Origin of the sequence: Variovorax gossypii (genome assembly GCF_003965815.1) — a bacterium.
Lineage (GTDB): Bacteria > Pseudomonadota > Gammaproteobacteria > Burkholderiales > Burkholderiaceae_C > Variovorax > Variovorax gossypii.
Window position 1 is genome coordinate 164,713 of sequence record NZ_RXOE01000003.1, and the last position, 22,300, is coordinate 187,012.

General features: G+C 67.4%; 20 protein-coding genes. 3 read left to right on the forward strand and 17 right to left on the reverse strand.

Translation table 11 applies throughout. The features are described from left to right. Window positions 1-67 precede the first annotated feature (67 nt). The 3 genes from EJP69_RS15620 to EJP69_RS15630 are packed head-to-tail and all read left to right on the forward strand — an operon-like array spanning window position 68 to window position 4,855. Window positions 68-1,891: a peptidase domain-containing ABC transporter gene (locus tag EJP69_RS15620; protein ID WP_126471288.1), complete on the forward strand. Its 1,824-nt coding sequence runs from the start codon at window positions 68-70 to the stop codon at window positions 1,889-1,891. A 40-nt stretch (window positions 1,892-1,931) separates the two neighbouring features. Continuing rightward, the gene (locus EJP69_RS15625; RefSeq protein ID WP_093206578.1) at window positions 1,932-3,248 is read left to right on the forward strand and encodes an HlyD family type I secretion periplasmic adaptor subunit; all 1,317 of its coding nucleotides are present in this window, start codon (window positions 1,932-1,934) and stop codon (window positions 3,246-3,248) included. Beyond that, window positions 3,245-4,855 (forward strand): TolC family protein, encoded by a 1,611-nt coding sequence (locus EJP69_RS15630; RefSeq protein ID WP_126471290.1) that lies wholly within the window; start codon window positions 3,245-3,247, stop codon window positions 4,853-4,855. Before EJP69_RS15625 ends, EJP69_RS15630 begins: the two co-directional genes overlap by 4 nt. 180 nt (window positions 4,856-5,035) lie before the next feature. Here the strand turns inward: EJP69_RS15630 and EJP69_RS15635 are convergent, their stop codons facing one another. From EJP69_RS15635 to EJP69_RS15715, 17 genes are all read right to left on the reverse strand, one after another. Continuing rightward, on the reverse strand, window positions 5,036-6,472 hold the full coding sequence (locus tag EJP69_RS15635) for a sigma 54-interacting transcriptional regulator (protein WP_126471292.1): 1,437 nt from the start codon (window positions 6,470-6,472) through the stop codon (window positions 5,036-5,038). A 16-nt stretch (window positions 6,473-6,488) separates the two neighbouring features. After that, entirely contained in the window at window positions 6,489-8,543 is a 2,055-nt protein-coding gene (locus EJP69_RS15640; RefSeq protein WP_126471294.1) for a TadG family pilus assembly protein, read from the reverse strand. Between the two features lie 13 nt (window positions 8,544-8,556). Next, window positions 8,557-9,057 carry a TadE/TadG family type IV pilus assembly protein gene (locus EJP69_RS15645; RefSeq protein WP_126471296.1) on the reverse strand — a complete coding sequence of 167 codons (501 nt, stop codon included), beginning with the start codon at window positions 9,055-9,057 and terminating at the stop codon, window positions 8,557-8,559. Further along, window positions 9,054-9,533 (reverse strand): TadE/TadG family type IV pilus assembly protein, encoded by a 480-nt coding sequence (locus tag EJP69_RS15650; RefSeq protein ID WP_093304388.1) that lies wholly within the window; start codon window positions 9,531-9,533, stop codon window positions 9,054-9,056. Before EJP69_RS15650 ends, EJP69_RS15645 begins: the two co-directional genes overlap by 4 nt. A 36-nt stretch (window positions 9,534-9,569) precedes the next feature. After that, the gene (locus EJP69_RS15655) at window positions 9,570-10,034 is read right to left on the reverse strand and encodes a DUF3613 domain-containing protein (RefSeq protein WP_126471298.1); all 465 of its coding nucleotides are present in this window, start codon (window positions 10,032-10,034) and stop codon (window positions 9,570-9,572) included. Continuing rightward, window positions 10,031-11,005, reverse strand: coding sequence for a tetratricopeptide repeat protein (locus EJP69_RS15660; RefSeq protein ID WP_093206585.1), 975 nt, complete (start codon window positions 11,003-11,005; stop codon window positions 10,031-10,033). Before EJP69_RS15660 ends, EJP69_RS15655 begins: the two co-directional genes overlap by 4 nt. After that, the gene (locus EJP69_RS15665) at window positions 11,002-11,964 is read right to left on the reverse strand and encodes a type II secretion system F family protein (protein ID WP_126471300.1); all 963 of its coding nucleotides are present in this window, start codon (window positions 11,962-11,964) and stop codon (window positions 11,002-11,004) included. The genes EJP69_RS15660 and EJP69_RS15665 overlap by 4 nt, the downstream gene beginning before the upstream one ends. Further along, a complete protein-coding gene (locus EJP69_RS15670) occupies window positions 11,961-12,965 on the reverse strand; it encodes a type II secretion system F family protein (RefSeq protein ID WP_240652169.1) in 1,005 nt (334 codons plus the stop codon). Before EJP69_RS15670 ends, EJP69_RS15665 begins: the two co-directional genes overlap by 4 nt. Then, the gene (locus EJP69_RS15675) at window positions 12,958-14,280 is read right to left on the reverse strand and encodes a TadA family conjugal transfer-associated ATPase (RefSeq protein ID WP_093206588.1); all 1,323 of its coding nucleotides are present in this window, start codon (window positions 14,278-14,280) and stop codon (window positions 12,958-12,960) included. The genes EJP69_RS15670 and EJP69_RS15675 overlap by 8 nt, the downstream gene beginning before the upstream one ends. 4 nt (window positions 14,281-14,284) lie before the next feature. Further along, window positions 14,285-15,568, reverse strand: coding sequence for a CpaE/TadZ family protein (locus tag EJP69_RS15680; protein ID WP_093304375.1), 1,284 nt, complete (start codon window positions 15,566-15,568; stop codon window positions 14,285-14,287). A gap of 44 nt (window positions 15,569-15,612) precedes the next feature. Further along, window positions 15,613-17,031: a type II and III secretion system protein family protein gene (locus EJP69_RS15685; protein WP_093304373.1), complete on the reverse strand. Its 1,419-nt coding sequence runs from the start codon at window positions 17,029-17,031 to the stop codon at window positions 15,613-15,615. A gap of 49 nt (window positions 17,032-17,080) precedes the next feature. After that, window positions 17,081-18,076 carry a Flp pilus assembly protein CpaB gene (gene cpaB, locus EJP69_RS15690; protein ID WP_126471304.1) on the reverse strand — a complete coding sequence of 332 codons (996 nt, stop codon included), beginning with the start codon at window positions 18,074-18,076 and terminating at the stop codon, window positions 17,081-17,083. A gap of 81 nt (window positions 18,077-18,157) precedes the next feature. Further along, window positions 18,158-18,667 carry an A24 family peptidase gene (locus EJP69_RS15695; RefSeq protein ID WP_338067630.1) on the reverse strand — a complete coding sequence of 170 codons (510 nt, stop codon included), beginning with the start codon at window positions 18,665-18,667 and terminating at the stop codon, window positions 18,158-18,160. A 30-nt stretch (window positions 18,668-18,697) separates the two neighbouring features. Beyond that, the gene (locus EJP69_RS15700) at window positions 18,698-18,883 is read right to left on the reverse strand and encodes a Flp family type IVb pilin (protein WP_093206593.1); all 186 of its coding nucleotides are present in this window, start codon (window positions 18,881-18,883) and stop codon (window positions 18,698-18,700) included. Window positions 18,884-18,968: 85 nt separating this feature from the next. Next, the gene (locus EJP69_RS15705; protein ID WP_093206594.1) at window positions 18,969-19,157 is read right to left on the reverse strand and encodes a Flp family type IVb pilin; all 189 of its coding nucleotides are present in this window, start codon (window positions 19,155-19,157) and stop codon (window positions 18,969-18,971) included. Window positions 19,158-19,580: 423 nt separating this feature from the next. Beyond that, window positions 19,581-21,140, reverse strand: a complete 1,560-nt coding sequence (locus EJP69_RS15710) for a L,D-transpeptidase family protein (protein ID WP_126471306.1) — start codon at window positions 21,138-21,140, stop codon at window positions 19,581-19,583. Continuing rightward, the gene (locus EJP69_RS15715) at window positions 21,107-22,210 is read right to left on the reverse strand and encodes a nuclear transport factor 2 family protein (RefSeq protein WP_126471308.1); all 1,104 of its coding nucleotides are present in this window, start codon (window positions 22,208-22,210) and stop codon (window positions 21,107-21,109) included. Before EJP69_RS15715 ends, EJP69_RS15710 begins: the two co-directional genes overlap by 34 nt. Between the last annotated feature and the right edge of the window lie 90 nt (window positions 22,211-22,300).

Below are 22,300 nucleotides of genomic sequence, written 5' to 3' on the forward strand. Positions count from 1 at the left end.
CTTGTAACAGCCGGGTAACAGTTGATAATGACGCAGGCGTCATTGCACGACGAACCGGCTCTTCTCCATGATCAAGTTCCTCCTGCCAAGCCAACTGGTTGCCGAGACTCCGGACGAGCCCGGTGCCAGTCCCTACGCGGGCGCGCTGAACGCCGCGTTCCGCGCCGCCTACCCGCTCGTGAAGAGCGCCGCATGGCGCTCGCTGCCCATCAGCCTGTTCGGGCTGCTGCCCTCGATCTTCCTGCTGCAGGTGTATGACCGCGTGCTCTCGCGCAGCGGCACGTCGACGCTCGCCGCGCTGGTCAGCGGCATCCTGTTCTTCCTGTGCATCGAGTTCTGGCTGCGCACGCGCCGCTCGCGTCTGCTGCGCAATGCGGGCGCCATCGTCGACCACGGCATCTCGGGCGCGTTGCTCGATTCGATGCTGGGCCGGCCGCTGCGCGCGCTCGAGGCGCGGCCCGCGTCGGTGTGGCACCTGTACTTCCGCGACGTGGCTTCGGTGCGCGGCACCATCACCGGCGGGCTGGCTCAATCCATCTTCGACCTGCCCATGGCCGTCTTCGCGCTGGTGGTCATCGGCATCGTCGCGCTGCCGGTGCTGCCGGTGGTGTTGCTGTTCCTCGCGATCATGTCCTTCCTCGCCTGGTGGTGGGCCGACGAGGTGCGCTCCGGCCGCGTCGAGGAAGTGCAGCGCGGGCGTGGCCTGGAGCGCGTGACCGCCGAGATCTGCAACGCGCGCGAGACGCTCAAGGCCCAGGCCAACGACGGTCCCACCGTCGAGATGTGGCGCCAGACCTACAACGCCTGGCTCGCCGAGAGCTTCAGCAAGAACGGCCAGATCGAGAGCGCGCGCGACGGCACCACAGTGCTGCTGACCGTGTTCTCCGTCGTCGTCGTGACCGTGGGCGCGGTCTCGGTGATGGAGCAGTGGATGACGGTGGGCGGCCTCGTCGCCTCGAACATGCTGGCGCTCAAGGCGCTTCAGCCGGTGGCGGGGCTGGTGTCGAACTGGCGCTCGCTGGCCACCGCGAAGGAAGCAGCCAAGCGCCTGGAGACCGTGCTGCGCGAGCCGGTGGAGAAGCCGCCCACGGGCATGACGCTGCCCCAGCCGCTGGGCCGCATCACGCTGAAGGACGTGAGCTTCAGCTTCACCGAGAACTCGCAGCAGCCGGTGCTGGAAAACGTCGACCTCGACATCGGCCCGGGCGGCCTGCACGTGATCGTGGGGCGCAACGGCGCGGGCAAGTCCACGCTGGTGAAGCTGCTGTCGGGCCTGTACACGCCCACGCGCGGCATCGTCAGCATCGGTGAATACGACCTCTCGCAGTTCGGCCGCGAAGAACTCTCGCGCTGGATCAGCTACCTCTCGCAGGAGGTCTACTGGTTCGGCGGTTCGCTCATCGACGTGATGCGCCGCAACGCGCCGGGCCAGAGCGACGAGCAGATCGTCGCGGCCTGCAAGCTCTCGGGCGCGCACGACTTCATCTCGCGGCTGCCCGACGGCTATCGCACCATGGTGGGCGAAGGCGGCACCGGCGTGTCGGTGGGCGAGCGGCGCAAGCTGGCGCTGGCCATGAGCTTCCTGCGCAAGCCCTCTGTGCTGGTGCTCGACGAGCCCAGCAACGACCTCGATTTCCAGAGCGAGCGCAACCTGCTCGCTACGCTGCTCGCGGTGGCCAAGGTACGCACCGTGGTGGTGGTCACGCACTCGCTGCGCATCGTCTCGGCGGCCAACGTGGTCTACCACGTCACCGGCCAGGGCAATGTGGAGCAGGGCGCGGCCGCTGTGATGGTGCCGAAGCTTTTCGGCGTGAAGAAGCCGCTGGTGGCGCTGGGCGATTCGGAAGACGGCGCGGCGGGAGCTACGCCGGCCTCCCGTTCGATGGCATGACGCGCAGCAGCGATGAACGACGAGTGACCGGGGACGCGATTTGAAAATAGACCTGCCGCAGATTCTTCAGGACGAGAACGACAAGCGCGCGGCACAGACCTCGCCGCAGGGACGGCGGCGCCAGTGGATCATCGGCGGTGCGATCGGCCTGCTCGCACTGGTCGGCCTGGGCTTCCCGATGGAGACCGTGGTGGTCGCGCCGGGGCGCGTGATCCCGTCGGACCGCGTCAAGTCCATCCAGCATCTGGAGGGCGGCATCGTCAGCAACGTGCTGGTGAAGGAAGGCGAGAAGGTCAAGCAGGGCCAGTCGCTGGTCGAGATCGACCTCGGCGGCAGCGGCCTCAACCTCGAGGAGCTCACCGCCCGCTACGCCGCCACGCAGGCCACGCGCGTGCGGCTCATGGCCGAGAGCCGCGGCCAGCCGCTCACGCGCGCATCCTTCGCGACAGACATCGACGAGGGCGTGCTCGAAGGCGAGACCGGTGCCTACCAGGCGCGCGCGCTCGAGCAGCGCGGCGTGATGGCCGGTGCCGTGTCGGGCCTGGAGCAGGCGCGCAGCAAGAAGCTGGAGCAGGAGGCCAAGGCCAAGGGCCTGAGTGACCGGCTCGCGCTGATGCAGAAGGAGCTGGAGATCTCCGAGCAGCTGCTCAGCGAGAAGCTGGTCGGACAGGTCGAGGTGCTGGAGAAGCGGCGCCAGGCCGAGAGCGTGCGCAGCGAGCTCGCGGTGGCGCGCCAGGGCGTCGTCTCGGCCAATGCCTCCATCACCGAGGCGCAGGCCAAGATGGCCGAGGCCGAGGGACGTTTCCGCCGTCGCGCATCGGACGAGCTCGCCACCGTCGAGCGCCAGTTCGCGAGCCTGGCCGAGGACCTGGCGCGCGCGCGCACCCAGCGCTCGCGCACCGTGGTGAAGGCGCCGTCGGACGGCATCGTGAAGGGCCTGCGCAACTCCAGCCCGGGCTGGGTGGTGAAGCCCGGCGAATCGATTCTCGAAGTGGTGCCCGACGAGGACGAGATCATGGTCGAGGCGCGGCTCAATCCCAACGACCGCGGCTTCGTCGAAGTGGGCCAGCAGGCGCGCGTGAAGATCACCGCCTACGACTACCTGCGCTACGGCGCGGTCGAGGGCAAGGTCAAGCTGGTGGCGGCCGACGCCGACCGCGACCCGGCCATCTCCAACGGCGCGCCTTACTACCGGCTGCTCATCAGCATGTCGCAGTCGCACGTGGGCCGCGACGAGAACCGCATCACCGCCGGCATGGAGTCCGAAGTGGACTTGCGTGTGGGCACCGACCCGTTCATCTGGTACATCCTGCGACCCGTGCTCAAGCTTCGCCGCGAAGCCTTCCGCGAACCATGAAGTACCGCAAACCGGTCGATCTGCGCCGCGTGGGCACCGGCGCCGTCTGCGCGGCCCTGTACGGAAGCCTGTATGCGGGCCTCGCGGGCCTCGCGCTGCCGCCCGCCGCCTTCGCGCAGGAGCAGCAGCCGTTCCAGGAAGAGACGGTCATCACCTCGCCGGCCGTTCCGCTGGTTCTCGCGCGCAGGCTCTCGCAGCCGTCGCTCGGCGCGGCCAGCTATGCGCAGCAGGTGAAGCAGGCCCTGATCGCGCTGTCGCAGGAATACCCCGAGGTGCAGACCGCGCAGGCCGCGGCCAACACCAGCAGCTACGGCGTGGATGCCGCGAAGCAGGCACGCTACCCGAAGTTCAAGGTCGGCACCTCGTCCGGCAACTACAACAGCGGCGCGGCCAATGCCAAGACGCAGAGCTACACGGTGCTCACCGCCGAGGCGCGCGTGAGCCTGCTCGACGGCGGCGCCATGAGTGCAGCGCAGCGCGCCGCGGAGGCCGGCAACCAGGCGGACGACGAAGCCGTCATCACCACATCGCAGAAGGTGGTGCTGGACGCGCTCACCGCCTACCTGCAGGTGCAGCGCTTCGACCTGAAGAAGCAGATCGCGCACAAGGCCACCGAGGTGGTGGCCGAGCTCTCGAAGGCCGAGGCCCGCCGCGTGGCGCTGGGCGTGAGCGGCGACAACGACCTCAACATGGCCGCCTCGCGCCGCGCGCTGGTGGCCGCGCGCGAATCCGACTTCGAGGCCCAGCGCGACGAGGCGATCGCCAAGTTCCGCAACTACTTCAAGTTCTCGCCCAATGCCGAGTCGCTGCCCGTGCTCGCGGCGCCCGCGCAATGGCGCATCGCCACGCAGGAAGAAGCGCTGCGCCGAGCCGAGGCGCGCAGCACCGAGATCGCCGAGGCGCAGGGCCGCATCGAGCGGGCGAGGGCGCTGGCCGACCAGCAGGACGCGAGCCTCTACCCCACGCTCGACGCCGTGCTCGTGAAGAGCAGGGACCCGCGCGGCGTGTCGCCGCAGGACCCGACGCGCGCGGCCTTCGAACTCAACTGGAACTTCGGCAACGGCTTCGACCGGCAACTGCGCCTGAAGTCGGCGCTGGCCGAAGTCGCCAACCAGGAGGCCAAGCTCGAAGGCGTGAAGAACAACCTGTTCGAGCTTACGGCCGCCTCGTGGTCGCGCACCGTCTCCGGCCGCGAGCGCGAGAAGCAGCTGATGGAAGCCGTCAGCACCTCGGGCCAGGCCTTCCGCGGCCGCCGCCGCCTGATGGAATTCGGCCGCGAGACCCTGCCCAAGGTGCTCGACGCCCAGCTCGACTACTACACGCTGCTGTTCGACTACGTCGACGGCGTCTTCGACCTGCGCATCTCGGAACTGCGCCTGGCGCGCACCACCGGCGAACTGCGCATCGACCCGCTGAGCCCCAACGGCTGGATCGACGGCCTCTTCGGCGCCCCCAGGCGCCAGGTGCTCACGGAAGACGGCCTGCTAGGCACCCTCTGCATCTCGAGCAACACCGCCTGCGCAACCGAGCCGGTGGCCGAACGCACGGTCGGAATGGCAGGGCCTCCGCCCGCCCTGCGCAAAACCCAGCGACTCTCCATCCCCTGACCAAACCGGGAACGGGCAAGCGCAGCGAAGCCCAATTCCAGAACACGGAGGAACCGGCTCTGCCGGGCCTCAGGTGTTGCCCCCGGTAGGGGGTTGGCGAAGCGGACACGAAGTGCCGCGAAGCCTGGGGGCGAGCCAAGTCTTGCCTGGGGGCGAGCCAAGTCTTGCCTGGGGGCGAGCCTATTGCTCTTCGGGGATGCCAGGCTCGCCGTCGAGGATCTGGTACTTGCGCATCTTCTCCCACAGCACCTTGCGGCTGATGCCCAGGTGTTGCGCCGTGTCCTGGCGCTTCCAGTCGTTGATCTCCAGCGCCGCGATGATGCGGTTGCGCTCGCTGCTGTTCCAGCCCTTGCGGTCGGCGCTGCCGTCGAGAAAACCGCCCGCGCCATTGCCGTTGCTGCCCGCGCCGTTGCGGTCGGCCGAGGCCGCCGGCGCCGGCGTGCCGCGTGTGAGCGCGATGGCGCGCTGGATCAGGTTCTGGTCCCAGCTGTGCAGCTGCCGCGCGATCACGCCCACGCGTTCCGCGAGGTTGCGCAACTGCCGCACATTGCCGGGGAAGTACGTCTCTGCCACCGCGTCGCTGAGCCAGTGCGGCGTCTCGCCCAGCGCTTCGAGCTCTTCGCCGAGCACGTTGGTCAGCAGCGCCTTGAAGATCGCGATCTTGTCGATCTCGCCGCGCTCCTCGAGGCTGGGCACGTGCAGCTCGATCACCGCGAGCCGGTAGAACAGGTCGGCGCGGAACTCGCCGCTCGCCACCATCTCGCGCAGGTTGCGGTTGGTGGCGGCCACGAGCCGGAAGTCCACCCGCACCGGCGCCGTCGCGCCCAGCCGCGTCACCGCGTTGTCCTCCAGCACGCGCAGCAGCTTCACCTGCTGGTAGCGCGGCAGGTCGCCGATCTCGTCGAGGAACAGCGTGCCGCCCGTGGCCTGCTCGAAGTAGCCGCGATGCGCATGCACCGCGCCCGTGAACGAGCCCTTGGTATGACCGAAGAAGAGCGACTCGAAGAGCCCGTCGGGAATCGCGCCGCAGTTCACCGCCACGAATGCGCCCTTGCCGTAGCGCTGGTGGCCGAGGTGCAGTTGCTGCGCGATGCGCTCCTTGCCAACGCCCGTTTCGCCGCGCACCAGCACGCTGTGGTCGCAGTCGGAAAATGCGTTCACTTCGGCCAGCAGGGCCTTCATTGCATCGGAGTGCGCCACCAGCACGTCGGGCGCCTGCGGCGCCACCTCGCGCGCACGCAGCTGCCGCACCAGCTTCGCGACCATCGTGCGCAGCTCGGCGCAGGTGAAGTCGTAGGGCAGCACATGCAGGTATTCGGGCGGATAGGTGCGCGAGTCGCGCTCGCGCGAACCCGCGGCCACCCAGATCACCGGCATGCCCTGCAGCAGCTCGGTGGCATGCGCCAGCCCGCCGCTGTCGATGACCGTGACGCTGATGATCGCCACCGAAGGACGAAGAGCCGCACCCTGCTCCTGCGGCGGAGGCGGCATGCCGTCGGCCCGGATGACCTCCACGTCGAAGCTCGCCATGCACCGCGCGATGCGGTCGAGGATGTCGGCTTTGCCTTCCCAGACAAAGAGGTCGAGTTCGTCGAAATTGGCGGCGGGGGAATTCATCGGAAAGAAAGGGGCGTCAGTACACCAGCATGGGCAGGCCCTTGCAGTCGAGCGACTTCAGGTTCACGTCGACCTGGCCGAGGTTGATGCCGAGCACGTTGGTCAGGAGCGGGGTGAGGATGGATTCGCCAATTGCGTTGAGGACGGGCTTAAGCAATCCAGCTAGAACGGACAATGCGTTTGAGACTTTGCCGCCTGCATTGGCATCGGTTGTCTTGCTCAGGGTGTCCTTGATCATTTTTTTGCACCCAGTGACGTCGCCGCCACCGAGAAGAATCACACCCGAACAGGGATTGGCAATGCTTGTAAGCAGGTCGCCCAGTCCGTTCAGCAAGCCTGTAAGCAGACCGCTGGTTTGTGAGGTTTGGCCGATGACGGCGCGAGCCTGGTCGAGTCGCTGAGCGCGGCAAGAGGACGTATCCGCAGAACAGATGCTAGCCGTTTGATCCCAGATCTGATTGGTAAGCTTGTCCAGGTCTTGGCTGCTAGGAGTGCCTGTTGGCGTAGGTCCTTCGAAGAGCAGGTTGGTCAACTGGCCGAGGAGGTCCGATACCAGCGTGCCCAGTTGCAGATTGTTGACCGGCGTGGTGCCGGTCTCGCCTTCAGCGAGGGTCAGCTGAGCATCCGGTGTGGCTTCCAGTGCGGCCAGGGCCAGATGGTTGTTCACCTTGAGCAGGCCCAACACGTTGATGAGTTCCATGTCCTTCAGTGTGGCCGGATAGCTGCAGGCATTTGTCTTGGAGAACACGTCCGTCGACGCGATGTCTCCCACGCACACGTTCGCGATCTTCCTGTTCACGGAAAACTGCACGCGATCCTTGCCGCTCACGGGGTCCTGTAGTGCAGGCGTGCACATGTCGGTGATCGTGCCGGTGCCCGTGACCGCATCGAGCACGATCGGCAGGTCGAGCTTGACCAGCGGCGCCAGCAGCGAGCCGAGCAGCCCGGCGTCGGTTGTCACATGGATGAAGGTGCGAACCTGTGCGTTGTAGGCCTTGGCTCCGATGCCGCCGATGCCAATGGACGGAGGCTGGATCACGCCCGCCTTCACCGACACCTTCGCCAGCGACAGAAGATTGATGTTGAGCGAGTTGATGTCGACCGCGTGCTGAGAAGTCGCCACGCCGATCGAGGTGTAGAGCAGGTCCAACGCACTCACTCCAACGTTCAGCGCACTGCTACCCGTGCCGCCCGGCGAAATGATCTGCGCGAACAATCCACGCGGCCCATCGGCGAGCGAGCCCAGCTGCACCATCAGGTTGGTGAGCCCGAGCTTGGCCTGGATGGCCTGCAGCAGCGCGATGTTGCTGGACAGCAGGCTGTTCTGCCCGGCCAGCGTAACGATGGCATTGAGCAGGTCGCCCAGTGCAACCGAGCGACCTGCAAGCAGCGTGTTGAGCTCGCCCACACCGATGTCGGCAGCTACCGGAATGCCTAGCGCAGCCAGCAGCCCGCCGGGCGTGATCTTGGCCTGCGCCAAGCCGTCATAGGCCACGAGCGAGGTGCCCGACAGGTCGAGCCCGATGCCCTTGAGCAGTCGCCCCAGCGTCGAGTCTCCGCTCACGACGACGAGCTTGCTGCCCACGGAGAACTCGGCGAGCGGCGCGCTCAGGGCTGCCACCGCGCTCACGCTGATGAGCCGGTTGCCCGTGAAGAACGACAGCAGCGTGGGCGAAGCCTTCTGGAAGGCCACGCGCACCGCGTTGGCCGTGCCGGTGACGGCCGGCGACTGGAAGCTGGTGTCCTTGTCCCAGTAGCCGCACTGGACTTCGCCCGGCAGCAACGTGAGGCCTGTCGGCATGTTGCCCGGCACGCCGCCGGACGCGCCGTTGGCATTGAGCTGCGCCGCCGTGGTCGCCGCCGTGCAGCCGGCACGGATCTGCTGTGCACCCGCCAGTGCGGCGAGGTCGGCCGCTTTCTGGAACTCGCGCTTCATGAAGTACATGAAGCCGATCTCGGTGCCCACCAGCGTGATGACGATCAGGCTCAGCGCGATCGCGGTGTTGATGATGACCGAGCCGCGCGATCGCGAGCGGCTCGAGGAAGAAGGTCTCCGGAGTACGGTGTTCATGTCGTTGACACCCTCAGGAAGACTTCAGCGCGGCGGTGGTCCGGCTGCGTAGTTGATCGGGCATCCACTGGCTGGTGTCCAGCAGCGGCATCGTCGGCAGGAGTCGGTTGGCGCTGTACGGATAGGTCACGGTCACGACATAGCGGATGTAGGCGCCCGGGCCGCTCGGGTCGCTGCGCGCCACGTCCACCGTGACGTTGGAGACGATCCAGCTGCGCCGTGTCGTCACGCTGGTGTTGGCCGACACGGGCACGACGAGCGAATTGGCCAGCGAGTCGTACACCGCGTCCTTGACCCGCGGGTCGGCCGCGGTCGGCGCCGGAGTGAGCAGGCCTACGGCCCGTGCGCCTTCCTCCGAGGCGCGCGTGACCGACTGCTGCGTGTAGAGCACCGCACCGAAGGTCGCGAGCGCGTAGAGCACGCTGAACAGAACGACAAAGACCAGCGCGAACTCGATGGCAGCCACGCCGCGCTCGCTGCCCTGCAGCGACCGGGTGCGCCCGCAGCGGTTCATGGTGCCCTCCCGTCGAGCAGCATGCTGGCCTTGCCGACGATGGTGGTGGGCATGGCGAAGCTCGGGAACGGCGGCAGCAGCATCTGCAGGTTGGTGGCAGTGACGGTCACGACCATCTGGCAGCGTGTGTCCCACGTGGCGCCGCAGGTGGGAGCCGTGCAGTTGTTGCTGACCACGCCGCACACGGTGGCGCTGACGGTGCGCGTGACCACCGCGGGCATCCAGTTGCTGCTGGCCGTTGCCGTCGTCTGGGCCTGGGTGGCGCGTGCCGCGAAGGTCGACTGGTAGCGCAGCGCGGCGCGCGCGCCGTCTTCCGCCGCGTTCTGCAGCCCGAGCCGGAACGCGAACAGCATGCCGTAGCTGATGATCCCGTAGAGAAGCGCGAAGAAGATCAGGAACACCATGGCGAACTCGACCGCGTACGCGCCGCGCTGGGAGTGCGCGCGCGTGCGGGTGAGAAGACGTGGTGTTGCCATTGCGATGCCTGGCTCTCTGTTCGTGCCTGGGGCTGCCTACTTCGGCGCACCGCCGCCGGAACTGGAACCGCCGCCCGATGTCGACTTGACGCTGGACGTCATGCGCTCCGGGATCGGGTATTCGAAGCTCTTCAGGTAGCGCTCGTAGCTGCGGCTGGCGATGTCGCCCGCGATGGTCCGTGGCGTGGCGGACGAGATTTCTCCACCGCGCTGCCAAGCGAGCAGCCCCTGCGTGGCGTCTCCCACCTGCAGCCGCTCATAGACGTACTCGCCGGCCTCGGCCATCTCATCCTGGCCTTGCTGCGGCGCTGCTGTTGCGGCAGCGGCAGGTGTCGGCGCGCTTGCTGCAGGCGCTGCGGGCTCCTGTGCCTTGGCCGCGCTGGACGGCTGTTGAAGTTGTTGTTGCTGTTGCGCGAGTGCCATGGGCGCGGCCACCATCAGCGTGGCGGCGAAGCCGGATGCGCAGAGCGCGGCAAGACGGGCAGCGGGCGTTTTTTTCATGGGGTGCCTCGTGAAGTCGAGTTCGGCGAAAGGGAGACTGCGGCGGCATTCGCGGTGGCGTCCGCCGCAGCGGGATTGAGTTGGCTGGCGGTACGGATGCCGCCGTTGCCCGACCAGCGCGAGGCCTTGAGCATCAGTGGCGGCGGGGCCGCGTCTTCGCGTGCCAGTGCCGCAGTACTCGGCAGCGGGCGCACGGCCACGGGGGCAGGCGATGCGCCGGTGGCCGCCGGTGCGACACCGCCTGCGCGAAGCTGCTGCGCTGCGTCGCGCACCGCTGCGCGGGCGGCGGGGGACATGCGATTGGCTTCCATCAGTCTGTTGGCCTGCTCGCCCTGGTCCGTGACTTCGAGATACAGCGCCAGGTTGGACTGGGCCTGTGCGCTGTCGGGGCGCAGTTGCAGGGCCTGCATCAGCGGCAGCCGCGCGTCGGCGATCTGCCCGGCGCGCAGGCTGGCATAGCCCAGGTCGCTGAGCAGGGCGGCGTCGGTGGGTGTCAGGCGCTGGGCCTGCCTCAGCAGTTGTGCGGCCTCGGCGTAGCTGCCGCGAGCGCCTGCGAGGAGGCCGAGACCCCGGTAACCGGCGCTTTCGAGCGGCGTGCCGATCAGCCGCTTGTAGGCCTGCTCGCTCGCCTCGGCCTGGCCGGCCTGGCGAAGGGCGTCGGCACGCATGCGCGTGGACTCGGGCGACACGCCCCAGCGCTGTTCGAGCGCGTCGATGTGTGCCAGCGAGGCGAACCACAGGCCTTCCTTCTGCATCTGCTCGACGAGCTTGAGATAGGTGGCCTTGGTGTCGACCGCGGCGCCGGCCTTGGTGTCGGCGGCAGCTTCAGCGGAGGCGCGCTGCTGGGCATCGGCAGTTGCTGCGTACTGGTCCTTGAGCGTGCCGCAGCCGGTGATGGCGATCGCGGCAGCGACGCACGCCAGCAGGCGGCTGGCGGCGAGTGTGCGAGCGGGAAGGTTTTCGGTTTTCACTTGATGATGCCTCCCAGTGAACGGAATATCGCGATGAAGCCCGGGCCCGCGGTGACGATGACCAGTGCCGGCAGCAGCGTGCTCACCATGACCCCGGTCATCTTCACGGTGATCTTCCCGATGCGCTCCTTCAGTTCGGAGCGACGGCTTTCGCGCAGCCGGTCGCTGAACACGCGCAACGGCTCCTGCACCGCGCCGCCGTGCCTGTCGACCTGCACCAGCAGCGAGACGAGGCCGCGCATGTTCTCGTTCTTGTGCAGCGTGGCCAGGCGGTGCAGCGAGTGCTCGCGGGTACGGCCCTGGCTGTATTGCGCATTGGCGATGCTCAGCTCGTAGCCCAGCACGCGCAGCACGTGCGAGAAGTCGGTCGCCATGATCTGCAGGCTCTGGTCAAGGCTCAGACCCACGCCCTGCAGCAGCCGCAGCAGGTCGACGAACAGCGGCAGCTCCCGCGCTGCGCGTTCGCGCCGGCCTGCGGCGATCCGGCCCAGCACCCACTTGGGCGCCATGAATCCGATGGCCGCAGCTGCCGCAAGCACGATGGTGGCGGTGCTGCGCGTGTGTCCGCTGCTCCAGAACAGGTACGCCAGCAACGGCAGCAGGAAGGCGAGAGAGATCCGCGCGATGAGGAAGACCAGTTGGGCCCGCTTCGACGGCAACCCGCACTGGTCGATGAGGTTGCGATCCTCGTCCGCCACCAGGGCCCGGCCGATGCGCGAATCCAGCCAGTGGAACGGCAGGTCCAGTTCGGGCTTGAAGGGCGCATCGGGGTCCGCCGGAGTTTCGACGGTGGACTTGAGGTCCGGCACGACGGCTGCCTGCCGGATGGCCCGGCCGATGGCCTGCCCGCTGCGCGTGCGTCGCAGTTCGGCCGCGACGAGCGCTCCGGCGCCGACCAGCAGGCCCAGCGCCAGCAGCACGAGGCTGACGATGGCGAGCAGGTTGGGCGTCAACGTCATGCCAGCCTCGCCAACCGGTAGAGCAGCGCCGCGCCCGTCAGTTGCAGGCCCACCGCGGAAAAGATCAGGATGCGGCCGGTGTCGTCGTTCCACATCCCCAGGAAATAGCTGGGGTTGGTGAGGATCAGGAAGGCACCCACGCCCACCGGCAGCAGGCCCAGGATCCAGGCCGACAGACGCGTTTCCGACGATAGCGCGACGAGCTCCTGCTCCGCCTGCTCCCGGTCGCGCATGAAGTTGCCCACGCGTTCCAGCAGCAGGTCGGCGCGTCCGCCGTAGCGCACGCCCAGGCCCAGGATGGAGGCGAGCAGGTACATCTCCTCGATGCGAACGTTCTCCGCGGTCTGGTGCAGCGCGCGGTCGAGGTCCACGCCTGCGCGAACCAGTGCCGCGGAGCGTTCCAGGTGACCGCGCAGCGGTGCCTGGGTGGTGGCGATCGCGAGCTGGAAGGCGGCCTGCGTGGAGTTGCCGATGGTGATCAGACGCACCATCGCGTCGATGTAGCCAGGCAGCTGGCGGATCAGCTTGCGGCGGAACTTCTGCAGCTGCAACCACAGTGCGAAGCTCGTCATCAGCACCAGGAGGAACAACACGCCCAGCGCGGCGAGTCCTCCGACGAGAACGCCGACCAGCAGGCAGATACCGGCAATGACACCCAGCGTGAAGGCGATGGTGCGTGGCTCGACCACGCCCATCATCCAGCCGGGAATTGCCCGTTCGAGCAGGCTGGCGCGTACAGGAGCGGCGGTCGCCGCCTCGGTGGCGAGCCATGGGTCGGTGGTGAGGCCGGAGGCGAGGCCGTCGCTGGCGAGGTCCCGCAGCGGCATCGGTATCGGCGTCGCATTGGCTGCCGAGGCCGCGGCAGTGGCCTGGATCTGCTGATCGAGATGCCGCTCCGTCGCCAGCCGCACCTGCCGGTTCTTCGCCCATTGCCACAGCAGCAGCCCCGCGGCCGCCATCAGCAGCGCGATGCAGAGTGCGACGAGCAGGGCTTCACGCACGGTGGTCCCCTCCATGCTGCGATGCGCGTTGCAGCGACTGGCGGAAGCGCGTGATCTTGGGCGAGTGCGGCGCGATGCCCAGCGAAACCCAGCGGTCGCGCTCCTCGCCGTCGGGCGAGACGATGGGCTCGTAGCGGTAGAGCTCCTGCATCGCCACCACGTTGTCGTTGACGCCGGTGACCTCGCTCAGCGAGATGATGCGGCGCTGTCCGTTCGACAACCGTCCGATCTGCACGATGAAGTCGATGGCGTTGGCGATCTGGCGGCGCAGGCTCACTTCGCTGCCCTGGTAGCCGGCGAAGCCCGCGAGCATTTCAAGGCGGTAGAGGCACTCGCGCGGCGAGCTCGCGTGGATGGTGCCCATCGAGCCCTCGTGGCCGGTGTTCATGGCCTGCATCATCTCGATGACTTCGGCGCCGCGCACCTCGCCCACGATGATGCGGTCGGGCCGCATGCGCAGGCTGTTGCGCAGCAGGTCGCGGATCGACACCACGCCCTGGCCGTCGAAGCCGCCGGGGCGGCTTTCGAGCCGCACCACGTGGCTGGTGCCCAGCGAGAGTTCGGCCGTGTCCTCGATGGTGATGACGCGTTCGCGCGCCGGGATGAAGCTGGCCAGCGCGTTCAGCAGCGAGGTCTTGCCCGAGCTGGTGCCGCCGCTTACGAGGACGTTGCAGCGCGCGCGCACCGCGATCTCGAGCAGCTGCGCCATGCCCGCGTCGAAGGTGCCGAGCTTCACCAGGTCGGCCGGCGTGAGCGGCTCCTTGCGGAACTTGCGGATCGACACCGACAGGCCGTCGATGGCCAGCGGCTCGATGATCACGTTGATGCGCCCGCCGTCGGGCAGGCGTGCGTCGACCATCGGGTTCGATTCGTCGAGCCGGCGACCCAGCGGCGCGAGGATGCGCCGCACGATGCGCATCACGTGCTCGGAATCGGCGAAGCGCACCGTCTCGCGCTCCAGCACGCCGTGGCGCGACACGTACACGTTCTGGTAGCCGTTGATCAGGATGTCTTCGACGGCCGGGTCGTTGAGCAGGTCTTCCAGCGGGCCGAAGCCGGCGAGTTCCTTCGTGAGCGCATCGGAGATGAGCTGCATCTCCCGGTCGTTGATCGGCACGCGGCGCAGGCGCACGAAGCTGTCGACCTCCAGTTCGACGAACTGCTGGATCGATGCGCGCGACCAGCGGCCGAACTCCGCGCCCAGTTCCTCGATGCGGCTGAGCAGGTGATCGTGCGTCCAGCTCTTGATGTCCTGGAACTGCTGGGAGTTGATGAACGCCTGGTCGTCGTCGGCGAATTCGATATCGGTGGACATGGGCTCAACCTTCGTGTGAACTCTTCCAGAGGCCGGTGACCTGCGACATGAGCGCAACCCAGCGTGGATCCTTGGCCGGGGGTTGGCCCGTGGCAGACATGTATTCCTGGTGCAGGCTGCGGGCGAGTCCCGTCACGGCCTGCGAATAGGGGTCGCTGCGCGCGGTGCGCACCAGCATCTCGCCGCGGCTGGCGGCGGCGAGCAGTTGCGCGCTGCGCGCCGGCAGCACGTGCCGCAGCGGCAGCTCGAGCCGCTCGGCGATGTCCTTGGCCGACAGGCCCACGTGGCTGTCGAACTTGTTCACCACCAGCGAGAGCCGTTCGGTCTCGACGCCGCGTGCGCGCAGCTCCTTGAGCATGTTGGCCGTGGAGACGATGCCGCCGATGCTCTGGTCGCACACCACCCACGCCTGCTGGGCCTCGCGCACGGTCTGGGCCATGAAGTCGATGGTCGAGAAGCCGCCGAGGTCCGCGATCTGGAAGTCGAAGAAGTCGGCCAGGCGCTTGATGAGCGAGACCGAGTCGGCATGCGAGATTTCGCGCACCTGCGCAAGGCTCGCGGGCAGCGGCAGGATGGCCACGCCGCTGGTGTGATGCGCGAGCGCGGTGTGCAGCAGCGTCTGGTCGAGCCGGCGCAGGTTGCGCACGCCGTCGACGAAGCTGAAGCCGCTTTGCGTGTCGAGGTAGAGCAGGCCGTCGCGCGCTGGCAGGCCCAGGTCGAGCAACGCAACGCCGTGGCGCGAGCTGCGGCCCGGCGGGCGTTGGGGCGCCTGCGTGAGCTGGTCGTTCAGCGACAGCGAGAGGCTGGTGGCCAGCGTGGTCACGCCGAGGCCGGCGCGCGCGCCCAGCAGCGCCAGCGTGCTGCCGCGCGTGCCGCCCTGCAGCGTGCTGCGACGCTCGAGCAATGTGCGCAGCGTGACCACCGCGTCGGTGGGCGGCGCGGCCATGTCGATGAAGTCGTCGACGCCAGCGCGCAGGGCCGAGAGCATGGCGGCCGGCTCTGCCGACACGCCGGTGGCCAGCACCGGCAGCGTGGGCCAGTCGCGCTTGAGGCGCTGATGGAGCTGGCTCGCGGTGGCGCCCTGGTCGGGCGAGAAGTCGATGAAGACAGCCACCGGCCCCAGAAGGGCGATGCGTTCGTCGATCGACTTCGTGTCCGGCGGCAGGACTACCACGGAGCCGAGGGTGCCGAGCGCGTCGGTCAGCCACGTGATGTGGCCACCGTTGCTCGACGCGAAGAGATAGGTCTCGCTGCCTGTTTCGGGAATGCTGTCGCGTGGTGCGTTCATGGTGCCAGCCTGCGATGCATGGTCCGGGTCATTGGTTGCTGTCGTCAGCGGGAGAAGCCGGGAACCGGCGTGTCGATCGCGCCGCCCAGGAAATAGGAGCGCCACACCGCGCCGTCGCGCTGTTCGGCGGTGCCGGGAAGGTAGGGCGTGAGATCGGTGCCGCGCGCAATGGGCTTGACCAGGTGCGGCGTGACCAGGATCACCAGTTCCTTCTCCTTCATCTGGTAGTTGTTCTTGCTGAAGAAGGTGCCCAGGATCGGCAGGTCGCCCAGCAGCGGCACCTTGTCCGCGTTCGAGGTGGTGGTGCGGCTCACGAGGCCGCCGATGATGAAGCTCTCGCCGTCGCCCAGCTCGACGGTGGTGTCGGCGCGCCGCGTGGAGATCGAGGGCACCGCGACGCCGTTGAGGCTCAGCGCGTTGGTGTAGTCGAGGTCGCTTGCTTCGGGCGCCACCTTGAGCACGATGCGTTCGTTCGACAGCACGGTGGGCGTGAGCGTGAGGCCGATGCCGAAGGGCTTGTATTCGATGCTCGTGGTGCCCAGGCCCTGCGGCACGGGAATCGGAAGCTCGCCGCCGGCCAGGAAGCTCGCACTCTGGCCCGACAGTGCCACCAGCGTGGGCTCGGCGAGCACCCGGGCCATCCCGTTGCCTTCGAGGAAGCCCACGTTCAGGCCGATGCCAGCCTTGCCGAAGTTGAAGAGAAGATCGAAAGCCTGCGATACCGGGTTGCTGTATTCGCCGCTGATGCTTCCATCGCTGGAGAAGGTGGTCTTGCCTAGCGACGAAGGCGTGAAGACGCCGAAGCTGAATCCGCTCGAGTTGGCTCGCGTGCTGAAGATGTTGAGCCCCGCCTGCTTGAGCACGCTGCGGTTGAACTCGACCACCTTCACCTCGACCTGCACGGTGCTGCTGCGCACGTTCACGGTCGAGCGGTCGATGAGGTCGGTCTTCTCGGCTCCGGGCGGCAGGCTGGCCAGTGCCGCGGTCCGCTGCGCCTGGTGCGCTGCCATGTTGTCCATGGTGCCGGTGACGTTGGCGGTGGCGCGCCGCACTTCGATCGCGTAGGTGGTCGCGGCGGTGTTGCCCTTTTCCCAGACCATCAGCGTGGTGTGTCCGACGGCCTTGCCCGTCACGATCAGCCGCGCGGCCGGCGAATTCGGTGTCTGCCGGGTGATGGTGACGGCAGCGATGGCCTCGTCGCCGATGGCCATGCGGTCGATGCCCTTGCCGACCAGCAGTTCCCGCTGCGTGCCGACGGGGAGAGCCATCGGGCGCTGCGGCTGGAACTGCGGCCGTGTTCCCGTTCCCTGCGCGTCGGCGGCGGTCGCGGCCAGCGGCCAGACGGCCTGCGACATCGCGAGTGCGGCGATCAGCGACGAGCGCAGCAGTCTCGGCGCGGCATCCTTCACGTCTCTTGAACTGCGAGCGGCACGGGTCGACGACTCGCGGGGCATGTGATGCATTTGATTTTCCTGGGTGACCTGTGTCTGGTGGCGGCTGGCCGGCATGGGCTCAGTAGTTCACGGTTTCGCTGCGGTTGCCGCGGATGACCTCGACCTGGAGCCCGCCGCTGCGCGCGGGCTTTGCGGCGCGGGGAGTGCCGGAAACTGCGCGGACCTCCGTGGCCATCGGGCGGACGGAGGGGCCCTTGCCGCCGGTGACGAGATCGGCGGTGGTCAGTCCGGCCTGGGCGAGATCCAGTCCTTCCAGCGGGCCGCGGCGCGCCTCGCCGGCCTTGGCCTGGGCGGGTTGCAGGGCCGTGGGCAGTTCGGCGAAGAGCTTGGGATCGGGCTCCGACTTGTCCGCCGGGTTGCGCAGCGCGAGCATCAGGCGGCCGCTGGCGTCGCCGATGGTCAGGCGGTTCACTTCGTCGATGGGCACGGCCAGCACTGCGGTGCGGGCCTGGTCGTTGCGCTGGGCTTGCTGGGCCGCCTTGTCCGGGGCCTTCGACGGAAGGCCGTCGACCGAGGCGTTGCCGAAGGCCAGTACCCGCTTGCGCGAGAGCAGCAGGCGCGCCTGGCTGCGGTCCACGTCCTTGCCGTCCGACTTGAGGGTGATGAACACGTCGACGAAATCGCCGGGCTGGATCTTGTTGCCCACGCCCATCACTTCGTCCGCCTTGATCGCGACGGCGCGCTCGCCTTCGTCGATGCGCGTGGCAAGGCCCGACACCAGCTGGTTTTCCATCACGGGAGTGCCTTCGGCAAGGTCCAGCACCGGCACGCGGCCCACGGCGACGTTCACGTCCTGGAAGGCACCGACCGGGTTGATCGTGAGGCGCTCCACGCGTAGCGCATCGGCAGGAATCGCCTCGCCCGCGGGCAGGGATTTGGCCGCCACCACCACCGGATAGACCAGCACCTCGCGCACCTTGGTTGGCGCGGTGGCCGGGTTCGCGGCCGCCGCGGCCGGAGCGGGGGCCTGCCGGCTCAGCATCCATGCATAGCCTCCCAGCGCGATGGCCAGGAGCACGAGGACTGCGGCGATGATTTTCGTGATGTTGATCATGGGCGGCGGATGAAAGAGTGGGGGCAAGCGATCGTGTGGATTGAGAGATGGATGACCCGCAGTGACAGAGGCAGTGAACTGCTAGCCCTGTCGCCCCCAGACCATCCAGACCGCAGTGGCCATGGCGAGATAAGCCGCGTAGGGAACGATGCGCCTGCGCTTCGGCGCGGCGCCGCCATCGGTTTCGACAGCGGAGAAAGAGGGGGTGCCTGAAGAGGCGCGGCCTTGCAGCATCAGTGCAAGCCGGGGGAGAACGGGCCAGCGTTGCAGCACGAGCCAGAGCGCGCTGTGAAGCCCGGCCAGCAGGCTGGCGCCGACCCAGATCGGCAACAGCGCGGGCAGGCCGACCCAGAGCCCGAGCGCACCTGCGAATTTCACGTCGGCTGCTCCCATCAGGCCGATCGCGTAGATGACCAGCAGGCAGCCGAAGCCGACGGCTGCGCCCGTGAGTGCCGTGGTCCAGTCGAGGCCGAAGGGCTGCATCCCGAGGGCAAGTGCCGCCAGCGCGACTGCGGCGCCGGCAAGCACGAGCCAGTTGGGGACGCGGCGTTGACGGAAGTCATACACGGCAACGAACAGCAACCACAGCAAACACGCCGATCGCATCACTGGTTCGGATGCTCAGGTCGTCGGAACGGTCAGCTTGCCGGCGATGTAGGTGAAGATACCGGAGAGCTTCTTGCCGAGACCGGTGTCGCCCGAGAGCACGCCCACGATGGCGATGGAGATCAGCCCCGCGATGATTCCGTACTCGATGGCGGTGGCGCCTTCTTCGTCGCGAAGGAAACGGGTGATGGAGTTAAGCATGATGCGGCCTTTCAGGGATGAAAACTAAAGACTTGAAAACGGGATTTCGAAAATCAACGGAAAACCGTGGGAACGGAGTCGTCGGCTAGGGGGTGCTGATGGACGCCAACTTGGTCGTGATCGTGGAAAAAACGGTCGAAAGCTTGCCGCCCAAACCAGTATCTCCAGAAAGAACCCCGACGATTGCGATCGAAATAAGGCCCGCAATAATTCCATATTCAATTGCGGTCGCGCCTTCCTCATCGTGCAAAAAACGCTTTATTGAGCTATGCATGATTTCCCCTTTCAGGAAGTGTTAACAAAGGCTTGCGAGGTGGATGTTATACAGCGTAACTCCGTGTATCAACAAGGCAAACCCGCAAGACTTTCGTCAGGGTGTGCTAGCCAAAAGGGGTAAAGCAGGATAGCGGCCAGCCTCTTGCCAGCCGGAACCGGGGAAACCCTGGACAGCTGGTTGACAGTTTGGAAACGAATTTTTCCCTCTGTGGGCCACATGGCGCCTCCCATGAAGGGGGGATGTGACGTTACGCCGCGGGGAACGCGCGGGGCGGGGCTGTTACGGGAACAAACGCGTTACGTGTTACGTAGCACAGCCCCCGGAGGGGCAGATGTAACACTCAAGAAAGGCCAAACTCGTGAGCAAAAAGTCACGAGTTGGAGGGGGTGACCCCGTTGGTGGGAGGGCTTCGACCGGGCCTCAGCCCAGGATTTCTTCGTGGAAGAGCTTCCACTCGGTACCCTGGCGTAACCAGTACTGGCGCCGGGAACGTCCGCTCTTCTCGCCTTCGAACACTTCGCCGAAGGTAACGACCATGGTGTCGTCGCCGTCCCGCCAGTGCAGGTACGACATGTCCTTGAACTGCACGCGCTTGCCTTGCGCGAATTTCACTTCGTCGTCGACAACCGAAATTCCCTCGGTTGTTTTTTTGCTGCTGATGCGCTGGAAATCGGGCAAATAGAATTTCTTCAATTGCGCTTCATTTCCGCTGGCGCGTGCATCTTTCCAACTGGTGATAGCACTTGTAATTGACTGTGCTTCTTTTTCTGCCTGCGGTTGCGAAATCCATTGCAGGCTGTGCGCGGTCACCACCGGGGTGGCGCCGATTTGCACTTTTCGCAAAAGCTGCTTCAGGTCGGGGTTTGCCATGACCACGCAGCCGTCGCTGGCCAGCGGTGCCCGGGCGAACTGCTGCGGCGGGGTGCCGTGCAGCCAGATGCCGCCGCCGGTCTTGCCGCGCCGCACGTCGTACGGGTTGGGGTAATTGATGGGCAGGGCGCCGGCGCCGTAGAAGTCTTTCAGCGACTTCGGGTCGAGACTGCTGGTGATGTAGTACACGCCCAGCGGCGTGCGCGCATCGCCTTCGGTGACCTTGTCGGTGCCCGACTTGCCCACGGAGATGTAGTAGTCGGCCGTGAGCTTCAGGCCCTTGTCCGAGTTCTCGAACAGGTACAGCCGCGAGCGCGAGGCGTCGACGGCGATCGCGTAGCGGCTGCGGGTGGACAGTGCAAGGAACTGCGACGGCACGGTGTTGGCCGGCGGGCGTTCGCGCAGCGCCTGCAGGCGGCGCTTCGATTCCTCGTGCAGCTCGGCCATGGCCGGGTTGCCGCGCATCTTCGCGATGCTGGCGGTGTCGGGCAGGGAGTTCGACGGCGGCACCTGCGCCGCGAGCAGGTCGCCGTAGACGAGCTGCGCGAGCTGGAAGTTCGGATAGTCGCGCACCAGGTCGCGCGCCTTGGCCAGAGCAGGACGGGTCTGGCCGCGGCCGAACAGCTCATAAACCGCGATCAGGCGGGCTTCCGCGTTGCTGGCTTCCTGGATGGCGCCTGCCGATGCGGGCTTGCGCGTGGTTCTTGCCGCCGCTGCAGCGGTCGCCGAAGTCGCTGCTGTCGCGGCGACTGCAGTCCGGGCTTCGGCCACGCCCTTCTTGCCTCGGGCACCGCGGGATTCCCTGGCTTCCCTGACGGAAGAAGCGCGGCCGGTCGCGCCGGTTCGTGCCGTGGCGCGTGCGTTGCCTGCGGAGGCTTTCGCCTTGGCCTTTTCCTTGTGGGCGCTGCCGCCCGCCTTGGTGGTGCCCGGCTTGCCGGGGCCGTTCGATGCGAGCGCGGCGCCGGGCGCCGCGAGCATCAGCGCCGACGCGGTCATCAGTGCCGCAATCAGCTGTTGCCCGCCACGCAGACGGAACGGAGGAGTCTGGAGCCGGCCCTGCCGGACGATGTCTGCCACTAGCCGCCGACGCTTTCCTTGCGAATGTGCCATTGATTGCCGGAGCGCTGCATCTCCAGCGTCTTGCGGCTCGAAACGTTGAGGTTGTCCGCGCGGTAGATCTGGCGGAACCGGGCCGTCGCGTTCTGTCCGTCAACCTTGATCGCGAGGTTCTCGATGTTCACGCTGATGCTCGACTTGCCGACGATGCGCGCGCGGCGGTCTTCTTCCCAGCTCTTGCGGCTCTGGCCGCCGGCCGGCGCGAAGTCGGAGCCGTAGGCCGCGAGATAGCGATCCATGTCCTGGCTGGCCCAGGCGGAGGCCCAGGCGCGCACGGCCGATTCGACCTCGGCGTTGGCGGCCGTGCTGGCCGCCGGAGCCGGTGCTGGCGCGGGAGCCGGGGTAGAGGCTGCTTCCGGCGCCTTGGGCGCGGCGGCCACCGGGGCCGGTGCGGCCGCGACCTTGGCGGGCGGCGGCGGTGCGGCAGGTGCGGGAGCCGGTGCCGGGGTCGCCTTCGCGGCCGGAGCGGGCGCGGGAGCAGCGGCGGCGATCAGCGCCGTCGGCTTGCCGCCCGGCGGGGTCGGCGTGAAGAGCGTGCGGATCACGGCCAGCTTGGGCTGCACCGCCGTGTTGTTCTGGTCGAGCTGCAGCGCCTTGCTATAGGCCTGGCTCGCGAGACGCGCGTACACGTCGCCGAGGTTCTCCTGGGCGGTGGCGTAGCTGGGGTTGGTGCGGATCGCGCTTTCGAGCGCGGCGCGGGCCTTGTCGAACTGGTTCTGGCTCGCGTAGATCACCGCGAGGTTGTTGTAGGGCTCGGGCAGCTCGGGCGCATCGAGCGTGAGCTGCGTGAAGGCGGCGATGGCTTCATTGCGCTTGCCGGTGTCGAGCTGGATCACGCCCTTGAGGAAGCGCATCTGCGGATCGCGCGGCTTGTCCTTGAGGAAGGCCTCGGCCTTCGTCATCGCCTCGTCGAGCTTGCCGGCCTGCATGAGCTTGTCGACTTCCTCGTGCTCGATGGCCGCCAGCGCGGGAAGCGCGACGCCACAGGTGGCCGCGGCCAGGAGCAGGGCGCGCACGGTGGGGAAGAAGCTGAAACGGGCGCGTGGCCTGGGGCTCTTGGGCATTGCGGACAAGACCTCGTAGGGGTGGGTGATGCGGCAGGGATTGTAAGTGGGGCGGGTAACCCCCCGATACAGGGATGACGGGCCTTTCGC

What these genes read in the sequence shown, in the direction of transcription:
- EJP69_RS15665 (WP_126471300.1), bottom strand. Translation starts at nt 11,964, where the DNA reads ATGACGTTGACGCCCAACCTGCTCGCCATCGTCAGCCTCGTGCTGCTG.
- EJP69_RS15700 (WP_093206593.1), bottom strand. Translation starts at nt 18,883, where the DNA reads ATGCTTAACTCCATCACCCGTTTCCTTCGCGACGAAGAAGGCGCCACC.
- EJP69_RS15620 (WP_126471288.1), top strand. Translation starts at nt 68, where the DNA reads ATGATCAAGTTCCTCCTGCCAAGCCAACTGGTTGCCGAGACTCCGGAC.
- EJP69_RS15650 (WP_093304388.1), bottom strand. Translation starts at nt 9,533, where the DNA reads ATGGCAACACCACGTCTTCTCACCCGCACGCGCGCGCACTCCCAGCGC.
- cpaB (WP_126471304.1), bottom strand. Translation starts at nt 18,076, where the DNA reads ATGATCAACATCACGAAAATCATCGCCGCAGTCCTCGTGCTCCTGGCC.
- EJP69_RS15645 (WP_126471296.1), bottom strand. Translation starts at nt 9,057, where the DNA reads ATGAACCGCTGCGGGCGCACCCGGTCGCTGCAGGGCAGCGAGCGCGGC.
- EJP69_RS15675 (WP_093206588.1), bottom strand. Translation starts at nt 14,280, where the DNA reads ATGTCCACCGATATCGAATTCGCCGACGACGACCAGGCGTTCATCAAC.
- EJP69_RS15680 (WP_093304375.1), bottom strand. Translation starts at nt 15,568, where the DNA reads ATGAACGCACCACGCGACAGCATTCCCGAAACAGGCAGCGAGACCTAT.
- EJP69_RS15635 (WP_126471292.1), bottom strand. Translation starts at nt 6,472, where the DNA reads ATGAATTCCCCCGCCGCCAATTTCGACGAACTCGACCTCTTTGTCTGG.
- EJP69_RS15655 (WP_126471298.1), bottom strand. Translation starts at nt 10,034, where the DNA reads ATGAAAAAAACGCCCGCTGCCCGTCTTGCCGCGCTCTGCGCATCCGGC.
- EJP69_RS15705 (WP_093206594.1), bottom strand. Translation starts at nt 19,157, where the DNA reads ATGCATAGCTCAATAAAGCGTTTTTTGCACGATGAGGAAGGCGCGACC.
- EJP69_RS15715 (WP_126471308.1), bottom strand. Translation starts at nt 22,210, where the DNA reads ATGCCCAAGAGCCCCAGGCCACGCGCCCGTTTCAGCTTCTTCCCCACC.
- EJP69_RS15710 (WP_126471306.1), bottom strand. Translation starts at nt 21,140, where the DNA reads ATGGCACATTCGCAAGGAAAGCGTCGGCGGCTAGTGGCAGACATCGTC.
- EJP69_RS15640 (WP_126471294.1), bottom strand. Translation starts at nt 8,543, where the DNA reads ATGAACACCGTACTCCGGAGACCTTCTTCCTCGAGCCGCTCGCGATCG.
- EJP69_RS15630 (WP_126471290.1), top strand. Translation starts at nt 3,245, where the DNA reads ATGAAGTACCGCAAACCGGTCGATCTGCGCCGCGTGGGCACCGGCGCC.
- EJP69_RS15685 (WP_093304373.1), bottom strand. Translation starts at nt 17,031, where the DNA reads ATGCATCACATGCCCCGCGAGTCGTCGACCCGTGCCGCTCGCAGTTCA.